At 41.7% G+C, this 10093-nt stretch carries 11 protein-coding genes; 6 read left to right on the top strand and 5 right to left on the bottom strand.

The window, feature by feature from the left end:
• Window positions 1–169: 169 nt before the first annotated feature.
• The 5 genes from AAEY55_RS15825 to AAEY55_RS15805 all read right to left on the bottom strand — a co-directional run bounded on the left by AAEY55_RS15825 (window position 170) and on the right by AAEY55_RS15805 (window position 4287).
• Complete coding sequence (locus tag AAEY55_RS15825) at window positions 170–793, bottom strand: nitroreductase family protein (RefSeq protein ID WP_217896478.1); 624 nt, start codon at window positions 791–793, stop codon at window positions 170–172.
• A 58-nt stretch (window positions 794–851) separates the two neighbouring features.
• On the bottom strand, window positions 852–1583 hold the full coding sequence (locus AAEY55_RS15820; protein WP_011328428.1) for a sulfite exporter TauE/SafE family protein: 732 nt from the start codon (window positions 1581–1583) through the stop codon (window positions 852–854).
• Between the two features lies 1 nt (window position 1584).
• Window positions 1585–2280, bottom strand: a complete 696-nt coding sequence (locus tag AAEY55_RS15815; protein ID WP_011328429.1) for a pirin family protein — start codon at window positions 2278–2280, stop codon at window positions 1585–1587.
• A gap of 100 nt (window positions 2281–2380) precedes the next feature.
• A complete protein-coding gene (locus AAEY55_RS15810) occupies window positions 2381–3268 on the bottom strand; it encodes a LysR family transcriptional regulator (RefSeq protein WP_011328430.1) in 888 nt (295 codons plus the stop codon).
• A gap of 164 nt (window positions 3269–3432) precedes the next feature.
• On the bottom strand, window positions 3433–4287 hold the full coding sequence (locus tag AAEY55_RS15805) for a pirin family protein (RefSeq protein WP_011328431.1): 855 nt from the start codon (window positions 4285–4287) through the stop codon (window positions 3433–3435).
• A gap of 1046 nt (window positions 4288–5333) precedes the next feature.
• Here AAEY55_RS15805 and AAEY55_RS15800 point away from each other — a divergent pair.
• The 6 genes from AAEY55_RS15800 (at window position 5334) to AAEY55_RS15775 (ending at window position 10085) form a co-directional block, all read left to right on the top strand.
• Complete coding sequence (locus AAEY55_RS15800; protein WP_179807370.1) at window positions 5334–6242, top strand: urease accessory protein UreD; 909 nt, start codon at window positions 5334–5336, stop codon at window positions 6240–6242.
• 263 nt (window positions 6243–6505) lie between these two features.
• Window positions 6506–6808, top strand: a complete 303-nt coding sequence (ureA, locus tag AAEY55_RS15795) for an urease subunit gamma (RefSeq protein ID WP_011328433.1) — start codon at window positions 6506–6508, stop codon at window positions 6806–6808.
• A gap of 11 nt (window positions 6809–6819) precedes the next feature.
• Window positions 6820–7152 (top strand): urease subunit beta, encoded by a 333-nt coding sequence (locus AAEY55_RS15790; protein WP_011328434.1) that lies wholly within the window; start codon window positions 6820–6822, stop codon window positions 7150–7152.
• Window positions 7152–8855, top strand: coding sequence for an urease subunit alpha (gene ureC, locus AAEY55_RS15785; RefSeq protein WP_011328435.1), 1704 nt, complete (start codon window positions 7152–7154; stop codon window positions 8853–8855). The genes AAEY55_RS15790 and ureC overlap by 1 nt, the downstream gene beginning before the upstream one ends.
• 20 nt (window positions 8856–8875) lie before the next feature.
• On the top strand, window positions 8876–9388 hold the full coding sequence (ureE, locus tag AAEY55_RS15780; RefSeq protein WP_197108154.1) for an urease accessory protein UreE: 513 nt from the start codon (window positions 8876–8878) through the stop codon (window positions 9386–9388).
• Window positions 9378–10085, top strand: a complete 708-nt coding sequence (locus AAEY55_RS15775) for an urease accessory protein UreF (RefSeq protein WP_197108153.1) — start codon at window positions 9378–9380, stop codon at window positions 10083–10085. The genes ureE and AAEY55_RS15775 overlap by 11 nt, the downstream gene beginning before the upstream one ends.
• Window positions 10086–10093 lie beyond the last annotated feature (8 nt).

Raw genomic sequence — 10093 nt, 5'->3', positions numbered from 1 at the left:
TTGAATTTGAGGAACGACTCAGCAAGCATATTTAAAATCTAAAAACGGGCAGTTACACAGAATCCGTTACAGGCTCCAATGTTAGATTAATTGGTTACTTATAAAAAATGAAACCGCTAGAAATATATCTAAACGGTTTCATTGGTTAAATTATATTAAAGTAAGTGTATTAACCAAATACTTTCATACGTTCTTCAACCGGTTTAAACTCCTTGTCGCCTGCTGGCTGATCGATAGCGCCAAATACCATTTGTGCATTCAATTCCCAGTCTGCAGCTATGTTCCACTCATCTGCAACTTTTTGATCGATAACTGGATTATAATGTTGCAGGTTGGCACCAATGTCTAAGCTAGCCAATGCTGTCCAAATCGCATACTGATGCATAGCGCTGCTTTGTTGCGCCCAAATTGGAAATTTGTCAGCATACAAAGGTGCAGCTTCTTGCATGTTTCTTACTACGGCTTTGTCCTCGAAGAACAATACCGTACCTGCACCGGCTCTAAAGCCTGCAATTTTATTTTTAGTACCTTGAAATTTTTCGTCGTCACCAACGATAACTCTAAGCGTTTCTTCAGTAATGTCCCACAGTTTGTGATGCTCATCACCAAACAAAACGACGATACGTGCCGACTGAGAGTTAAAAGCTGATGGCGTATGCAAAACCGCGTGCTCAACAAGCTTAACTACTTCTTCGTTAGAAACTGGCAACTGATCGCTTAGAGCATAGATAGAGCGACGCTTCTGTGCTAATTGTTGTAGATCTTTTAAATTTGACATTTTCAATTCAGACATGAGTATCTCCTGTGGTTGTTCAAATATTTAAGTAATTAAAAAACTAATCTATTTACAGTTACTTACCTAAAAGTAACCAAAAACCGAGCACTAACAATAAATAATTCATTATCTTTAAAAATAACACTTTATCCAGTACTTCATTAATTTTTACCCCTAACCAATTACCTACAAATGCCAGTGGGAAAAAGGCCAGTGCAGTTAAAATTGTCTCACCCGTTAACAAGCCGAACGATAAAGCTGCAATAAGTTTTATTACATTCATCATTGCGAAAAATATCGCCGCGGTAGCAACAAACTTACCCGGAGTAAGCCCTATCGCTGTGAAATAAATAATAATGGGTGGCCCACCCGCATGCACTAAACTGCTGGTAATACCGGAGAACATGGACATTATCCCCGCGCCAATTTTATTACTGAGAATTTTAAGCGAGCTTTTTTTAAAGAAAATATTTTTAATTGAAAAAACAATACATATTAAGGCGATTATCAAGCGTAAGTGCTTTGCATTAATAACGTCTATAATTAAATAAGCAATGAGCACACCTACTATTGCCCCAGGAATTAGGGGCAGAAGTAGTTGATTGTCCCATTTTCGCCAGTAACTTCTTACGCTTAACATGTCGCCAATAATTAATAGTGGCAGCATCAGTGCAATGGCTTGCGCTGCTGGCAATTTTAGCATTAGCAGCGGCACGGCAAACACGCCTAATGCCCCTGCAAACGCTGATTTTGAAACACCTATTAACACAACAACAGCTGCTATTAAAACAAGTGTTGTAATATCCATACTAGAAATCCGCCGGTAATTCAAACCATAAGGCTTCAAGTTCAGCTGTTGCTTCAAGGTTTAACTCTGTCGCAGGGTCAACCGCAAAGGCATCACCTGCAGCAAATTCTTTACCATCAACCATTACGCTACCTTTTACAATGTGCAGGTAACCAATTTGCTTACCCGAGGCCAGCATAAACGTTTGTTGCGCGTTTAAAACTAAGCGTGACAAGCTTGCATCTTGATTAATTGACAATGCATTTTCGCCGCCTTCTGGTGTAAGTAATGGCGTTAGTGGACCATTTTGCGCAATACTTTTTTGCTCATAACTTGGTTTAATTCCCATTTTATTGGGCTGTATCCAAATTTGTAAAAACTTAACTTGGTCAGTGTTAGATGCATTATATTCTGAATGCATTACGCCACTGCCCGCACTCATACGTTGTACGTCGCCTGCCGGTACAGTGTGCTTATTGCCTTCACTGTCCTCATGCTTTAATGCGCCTTGCATAACATACGAAATAATTTCCATATCGCGGTGCCCGTGCGTCCCAAAACCTTTACCTGGCATAACCATGTCGTCGTTTATTACGCGCAGTGCTGAAACACCCATATGTTTTGGATCGTAGTAACTGCCAAAAGAAAAACTATGTTTGCTTTGCAACCAACCAAGATCGACCGAGCCGCGCTCTTGTGACTTTCTTATATATTTCATTATAAATTCCTTCATCTATTTCAATGAAGCCAGTTTACTACTGTGTTTATACGATTAAAATTAGCTGTTTTAGTATCAATCATTCTATTTAAAAGAATGTTTATTGTAATTCTTCACATTGGTATCTTAGTTCAGCTAAAAAAGCGCTGGCTGCTGGACCTAAGCTGTCGCCATCTTTAAAGATTAAATGCAACTGCATAGAGCGCTTGCTGTTATGTTGCAAAGGGAGTGTTTTGAGTTTGCCCTGTGCTAGTTCATTTTTAATAGAAGTTAAAGGTAGCCAAGCAAAACCTAAACCACTGCAGATCATATCAATAGAAGTGCGTAAATGACTCACCGTCCAGCGCTGGTTAGCACCTAACCAGCCTGCATCACTTTTACGATGCATACCTGAGTCGCGCACTACAATTTGACGATGACTTTTTAAATCCTCTGCGGTTAAATCTCTCCCCAAAGAATGTAATGTGTGATCTGGATTAGCAACTGCAATAAAGTCTATTTGGCAAAGTTGCTCACTAAAACCTTCTGTTAATGCAACCGGTGAAATAGCAATATCTACATCTGCATTTTCAATCAGTTCCCTTGCCCCACTCAGTACCGACTCCACCAACTCAATTTGCAGCATTGGGTATTGGGCAGAAACAGTATCAAGCACTTTATACAGCCTTGCTTGTGGAAACATTTCATCAACTGCAATTTTTAGGCTCCCTTCTGTGCCTTGACCAAGAGTATGTCCCACTATTTCCAGCTTAGCGGCTTCATCAAGCAAAAAGTTGGCGCGCTTAAGCATTAGCTCACCTGCTTGAGTCAAAACAGTTTTTCGCCCTTCAATTTCAAATAACTTAACATCGAGCGAGCTTTCTATTTTACCCACCGCATTATGAATACTTGACTGGCTTTTATGAATTCCTTGTGAGGCTTGATTAAAGCCACCAAATTGCACCACAGAGCGAAACATTCGCCATTGCTCTAGTGTGACTCTAAGCATGATTACCTCTTATTGCTTTATATTTTATTTTTGTTGTTAATTCTGCAGGCTATCTTCAGACAAGTTAAACTTGAGCAAAACCACACCTAGTTATGATGTATAAATAGATGTGGCTTTTATTCGGATCTCAGGTAATTAGCTATTAAAGCTCAATAGCTTTGGCATTATTTAAGTGGAATAAACTCTTTATCATCACCTGGAATAGTTGGAAAGCGCCCATTTTCCCAATCGTCTTTCGCCTGCTCAATGCGCTCTTTGCTAAATGACACAAAGTTCCAATACAAAAATGGTACTTTTTCAAATTTATCGCCGCCTAACATAATAAAGCGACCGTCACTTGCCAGTGTAATTTCGCTATCGCCTGGCTCTAATAAAATAAACTCATTAGTACCAAACGTTTCACCGTTAACAGTTACTTCGCCACAAATGGTAAATATTGCAGTTTCTTGTTCTGGGTGTGGGCGCTTTATAACACTTCCTTTGCTGGCAACAACATCAATATAAAACATGGGTGAATAGGTTTTAACCGGCGAACTTAAACCATAAGCTTCACCCACCACTAATCGCATCATTACTCCTTCGTGGGTAATGTGCGGTAATTGGTTTTTTTTCACATGATTAAATGACGGTTCAATTTCTGCCATAGCTTCTGGCAATGCAACCCAACACTGTAAACCACTAATTGAATGTGGATTTGCTCGTACTTCAAAGCTTTCACGCTCTGAATGGGTAATACCTTTGCCAGAGGTCATCCAGTTAACATCACCGGGGCGAATTTCTAAATTATTACCCAGCGAATCACGATGTAAAATACTACCATCAAATAGGTAAGTTAGTGTTGATAAACCAATATGTGGATGCGGTCTAACATTTATACCTTGGCCCGCAGGGAAATTATTTGGCCCCATTTGGTCAAAGAAAACAAATGGACCTACCATGCGTTTTTCTTGATGAGGTAAAACGCGTTTTACATTTAATCCACCAATATCATGCTCTTTAGCTTTAAGCACTTTAGCCATAATAAACATCCTCTTAAGTTGCTTTATAAAAATAAACGTATGTTATTTGTAATTTATATACATTCAACTATCTACGATTCATATTGTAATTTAATGATAGCCAACATCCGTTGTTCTTATTTAATTAATGAATAACGCCACTTTAGCCCGCAGCATTCTTTCTTTGAGAATGTTAGCATGTCATTGCAATAATACAAAAGAAACCGGTAATTTACATGGTTGTTTTTTATTCTTATTTTAAATTAAACCGTTCTTATTTTTAGGTTAAAACGTGCATACCTGTGAAAATGTTTATACCTGTAAATAGTGCTGCAGTACAAAATACCAAATAGTTTAGCTAGTTTTATCGCAAAGAAAATTCATAGCATACAAGGTATTTAACTTATTAAGTTGTCTATACTTTAAGCTAAAATATAATTTTAGCACTTAAAATAGTACGCTAGCGCAAAAGTATATTTGCATTAATTGCTATTACTGAGCTTGTTTTTTTTACCCTCAATGGCTTAATATTTATACTAATCCAAAGCTTAAAAACAGCTAATACAATATTATACTAATGTTTGAGTAGCCGTTATTTTAATCAAACTTAACCTTTGGTACATATTTTGTACCAACAGAAAAACCCCGTATCTAATTAATAAATAAAAACAAATAGTTAAATCCATTGAAAAAATGCAATTTTTTAAATTTTTTTCTGGACAATTTATTTTCCTCAGCTAACATCTAGCTAGAACATAGCTATTTCCTCACAACTCTACACGCCCTATGATTTGAGCTTTAACAGACTCTATTTGCGGGAAGTAGATACACACCCTGATATGTATTCGAAGTTTATCTTCATCAGTTTTGCAATTTCAGGCAATTAATTGCCCGCATACTGACATCCGGCGAAGGCTAACAAGCCAACTCCGTCAATTTGACCGAATCCACACATGTGGACGTTCTTAAAGATTTTGCTATCTTAAGGCTATACCCCTGCGCGTCAGAAAAGCCATAAATTTAGCGAAAGGTGCACTGCTGGGCCTATATAAAAGGTATATGTTGGAATGATGACACTTTCCTCCATGCCCGTAACACATCGGGCAGACGCTAAATCTGGGCATAGCTTTGATGCCAATCGCCACTGGGCGGCTTCTTTAACGCTCGGCTTCTGTGCTCAAAACAGCGGCGATACACGTGTTACGCGCATGAATATTGCTCGTCATTATGGTCCATTACGTGTGCAAAGACCTTTTTACCCTGAAGGCAAAGATGGTTGCTGTCACGTGTATTTACTGCATCCGCCCGGTGGGGTTGTGAGTGGCGATGCGCTCAATATCGATATTTCGCTCACTAAAGGTGCGCATAGTTTAATTACCACACCTGCTGCCAATAAGCTTTATAAAGCCGACAGCAACGGGGTTGCATGGAGCCAAACTACTAATTTAAAAGTGGATGACAACGCCATTTTAGAGTGGTTACCGCAAGAAACCCTCGCCTTTGATGGCTCTCGTGGGCTGCAAGTATTTAACATTGAACTGGCTAAAACAGCTAAGTGCCTAGGCTGGGAAATACTAGGCCTTGGTCGCCCTGCCAGTGATTTGCCCTTTGCTACTGGCTGTATTGAGCAGCGCTTTAAGTTAACCCAAGACGGTAAGCCATTGTGGTTAGAGCGTCAAAATTTAGACCCCACTCACCCTAGATTTAACGGTAAATGGGGCCAAGGTGGTGCTACCGTACATGGCACATTTTGGACAGTTGGCTTAAACGATCCAGCAGCAGCTATTGCTGCACTGCGTGAACAACTACCGCCCAGTAATAATTGGGCCGCTACCTACCGCCGTGACGTTTTATTAGTGCGCTATTTAGGGCACGAACGTAACCAAGTATGGAAATTATTTGAACAAGTACGCAACATACTTCGCCCGCTATTAAGCGGACATCAAGCCACCATACCACGGATTTGGTTAACCTAATTTTTAACTGTTTGTCATGGCTAAAAATGACAACAATAATTCTATCGCCTATGCTCTTTAGGTGATTAATTAAACACTATTATTTACCAAGGTGTTAATTATAAGCAGAGCCTAGTTATTGCTTATGATTAGCCTCTTGGCTGAAGAAAACTGTACCGATATTTTAAACATATCGTCTTAGCTTTTGCTTAGGCGAACACACTACCTGTGCCAATTAGTCATAGGTAATTAATATAACAACATCGAGGACTATGGAGTTAGCGATGGAATTAACACCCAGAGATAAAGATAAATTAATGTTATTCACTGCAGGTTTACTTGCAGAGCGACGCAAAGCCAAAGGGCTAAAACTAAATTACCCAGAAGCAATTGCTCTAATCACCTGCGCTATTATGGAAGGTGCGCGCGAAGGACGCACAGTGGCAGAAATGATGGCATTGGGTCGTGAAATGTTGACCCGCGACGATGTAATGGAAGGCATTGCTGAGATGATTCAAGACGTCCAAGTAGAAGCAACGTTTCCTGACGGTACCAAACTGGTCACTGTGCATAACCCTATAGTTTAAGGAAGTTCGTTATGATTCCAGGTGAATATCAACTAAAAAGTGGCGATATTGAACTGTGTGTTGGCCGTAAAAGCATCACCATTAATGTTGCTAATAAAGGGGATCGACCTGTACAGGTTGGCTCTCATTACCACTTTGCCGAAAGTAACCCAGCACTGAGTTTTGATCGCGAGCAAGCCTATGGTTATCGCTTAGCTATTGCTGCTGGTTTAGCAATTCGCTTTGAACCAGGACAAACCCGTGAAGTATCTTTGATCCCCTATTCAGGTTTACGTCGTCTTTACGGTTTTCGTGGTGAAGTAATGGGACCTTTAGACAATAAACCTAAACAGGAGAGCGTGTAATGAAAATATCTCGTCAAGCCTATGCTGACATGTATGGCCCAACCACGGGTGATAGAATTCGTTTAGGTGATACCGAATTATGGGTCGAAATAGAACATGACCATACCCATTATGGTGAAGAAGTAAAATTTGGTGGCGGTAAAGTTATTCGTGATGGCATGGGTCAAAGCCAACGCTGTGATGACGCCGTTATGGACACGGTTATCACTAACGCAGTGATTATCGACTGGTGGGGCATTATTAAAGCCGACGTGGGTTTAAAAAATGGCCGCATTGCTGCTATTGGCAAATCTGGCAACCCTGATACACAGCCCGATATAGACATTATTATTGGCCCAGGTACCGAAATTATTGCCGGTGAAGGTCAAATTTTGACCGCCGGTGGCGTTGATACCCACGTGCACTATATTTGCCCACAACAAGTTGACGAAGCGCTCATGAGTGGCCTAACCACCATGATTGGCGGCGGCACTGGCCCAGCAACAGGCTCAGTAGCTACAACACATACACCGGGGCCATGGCATTTAGGCAAAATGATGCAAGCCGTGGACGATTTACCGATTAATATTGGTTTTCTAGGTAAAGGCAGCGCAAGTACTCCCGAAGCACTTGAGCAACAAATTAAAGCCGGCGCTATGAGTTTAAAAATTCATGAAGATTGGGGCGCAGCACCCGCTTCTATTAGCAATGCTTTAGATGTTGCCGATCGCTACGACATTCAAGTTGCCATTCATGCTGATAGCCTCAATGAATCTGGTTTTGTGCAAGATACTTTAGAGGCATTTAAAGATCGTTGTATCCACACCTATCATACCGAAGGTGCCGGTGGTGGCCATGCTCCTGATATTATTGTTGCTTGTGCTATGCCTAATGTGTTGCCGTCGTCAACTAACCCGACTCGCCCATACACTATTAATACCGTGGATGAGCACCTTGATATGTTGATGGGCTGTCATCACCTCGACCCCAACATTCCTGAAGATGTAGCCTTTGCCGACTCACGTATTCGCCGTGAAACAATTGCGGCCGAAGATATTCTTCATGATATGGGCGTTATTTCGATGATGTCCTCTGACTCGCAAGCTATGGGTCGCATTGGCGAAGTAGTGTGTCGTACGTGGCAAACCGCTCATAAAATGCGCGTGCAACGTGGTTTATTACCAGAAGATGAAGCACTGGGCGCCGATAACTTTCGCGCAAAACGTTACATTGCCAAATACACTATTAACCCAGCTATCACTCACGGTATAAGCCATGAAGTAGGCTCAATAGAAGTGGGTAAATTTGCAGATTTAGTACTGTGGAAACCGCCATTTTTTGGGGTTAAACCATCAATTATATTAAAAGGCGGCATGATTGCAGGTGCGGCAATGGGCGATCCAAACGCAGCTATTTCTACACCACAACCAGTACATTACCGCCGTATGTTTGGTGCATTAGGTAAAGCAGTAAGTGCAACACGTATGACCTTTGTAAGCCAAGCTGCTATGAATACTGGGCTTGAAGAAAAGCTCGGTTTGAAAAGCCAGCTTGTGGCCTGTAAAAATGTGCGACAAGTGCGTAAATGCGATATGAAGCTCAACGATGCTTGCCCAGTATTAACGGTAGATCCGCAAACGTATGAGGTTCACGCTGACGGTGTATTACTTACCTGCGAACCTGCAACTGAATTACCGTTAGCCCAGCGCTACCATTTGTTTTAATCCATTTTTAGGACAATTTAATGTTTGAATTAACAAAAAGAATAGATAGCAACACACAAGATGCTGTGTTCGATACCCTCACTTTGCCATACGAGTTACGTATTCGTGGTCGCCTAAAAGCAGTGACCGACAATGGTCATGATGTTGGTTTATTTCTTGACCGTGGCCCAGTGCTTCGTAATGGCGATTTACTGCGTGCCAGCAGCGGCGAAGTATTTAGTATTAGCGCTGCCGATGAGCCGGTTACCACAGCATACATAGAAAACGGCTTGCCTTTGGCACGTTTATGTTACCACTTAGGTAACCGCCATGTGTCACTTGCAATTGGCGTTGATGCTGATGGTCGCCATTGGATACGTTTTCCGCCAGATCATGTATTAGAAGAGTTAGCGGTACTTTTAGGCGCGCAATTAACGCACCATCAAGCACCGTTTGATCCAGAATCTGGTGCATATGCACACGCGGGTCGTGAGCAATCGCATGCTCACTCCCATGAACATTCACATGCCGATGGTCATACTCATGCACACTAATACTGAGCCAACACAAAGCAGTGATCTGGCATTATTGGGCTTGATGCAATTGATCAGCCCTGCGCTGCCAATTGGTGCTTTTGCTTGGTCTCAGGGGTTAGAAAGCGCGTTTGAACTTGGCTGGGTTACTAATGAGCAACAACTTGGCGAATGGTTAGAAGGTGTGCTTGACGACGGTTTAACGCGCTGCGAATTACCGGTACTTGCTCGGCTACAAAACTGCTGGGCTAAAAGCGACAGCGAAGGTTTAAGCTACTGGAACGAATGGCTACATGCAAATCGTGAAACTGCCGAATTAAGCGATGAAGATACTCGCTTAGGCTTAGCCCTGATGCGTTTGCTCAACAGTTTACAGTTACAGCCACAAATCGAGCAAGGACATGCAGCATTACCGCAAGACCCAGGTTATGTCACCGTTTTTGCCTGGTTAGCGCAGCAGCGACAAATTCCAGTACGCCAAAGCTTACTCGGGTTTGTTTGGGGCTGGTTAGAAAACCAACTGGCGGTTGCCTGTAAAGCAATGCCGCTTGGCCATACTGCAGCGCAGCGTTTAATTGAGCAATTACGGCCTAAAATGGTTATCGCAATCGACACTGCATTAGCATTAGCCGACGACCAACTTGGGCCAATTATGCCTGGCTTAGCGCTTGGTAGTGCACAGCACGAAACACAATATTCAAGATTATTTCGAAGCTAATACGCTTC

Origin of the sequence: Pseudoalteromonas sp. 120-MNA-CIBAN-0494 (genome assembly GCF_040308885.1) — a bacterium.
Classification (GTDB): domain Bacteria; phylum Pseudomonadota; class Gammaproteobacteria; order Enterobacterales; family Alteromonadaceae; genus Pseudoalteromonas; species Pseudoalteromonas nigrifaciens.
The sequence above is the reverse complement of the archived record's forward strand: the minus strand, read 5'-3'. Positions and strand labels throughout refer to the sequence as shown.

Coding starts and splice junctions, on each gene's coding strand:
- AAEY55_RS15775 (WP_197108153.1), top strand. CDS start 9,378: ATGCACACTAATACTGAGCCAACACAAAGCAGTGATCTGGCATTATTG.
- AAEY55_RS15815 (WP_011328429.1), bottom strand. CDS start 2,280: ATGAAATATATAAGAAAGTCACAAGAGCGCGGCTCGGTCGATCTTGGT.
- AAEY55_RS15825 (WP_217896478.1), bottom strand. CDS start 793: ATGTCTGAATTGAAAATGTCAAATTTAAAAGATCTACAACAATTAGCA.
- AAEY55_RS15800 (WP_179807370.1), top strand. CDS start 5,334: ATGATGACACTTTCCTCCATGCCCGTAACACATCGGGCAGACGCTAAA.
- ureE (WP_197108154.1), top strand. CDS start 8,876: ATGTTTGAATTAACAAAAAGAATAGATAGCAACACACAAGATGCTGTG.
- ureA (WP_011328433.1), top strand. CDS start 6,506: ATGGAATTAACACCCAGAGATAAAGATAAATTAATGTTATTCACTGCA.
- AAEY55_RS15790 (WP_011328434.1), top strand. CDS start 6,820: ATGATTCCAGGTGAATATCAACTAAAAAGTGGCGATATTGAACTGTGT.
- AAEY55_RS15820 (WP_011328428.1), bottom strand. CDS start 1,583: ATGGATATTACAACACTTGTTTTAATAGCAGCTGTTGTTGTGTTAATA.
- AAEY55_RS15810 (WP_011328430.1), bottom strand. CDS start 3,268: ATGCTTAGAGTCACACTAGAGCAATGGCGAATGTTTCGCTCTGTGGTG.
- AAEY55_RS15805 (WP_011328431.1), bottom strand. CDS start 4,287: ATGGCTAAAGTGCTTAAAGCTAAAGAGCATGATATTGGTGGATTAAAT.
- ureC (WP_011328435.1), top strand. CDS start 7,152: ATGAAAATATCTCGTCAAGCCTATGCTGACATGTATGGCCCAACCACG.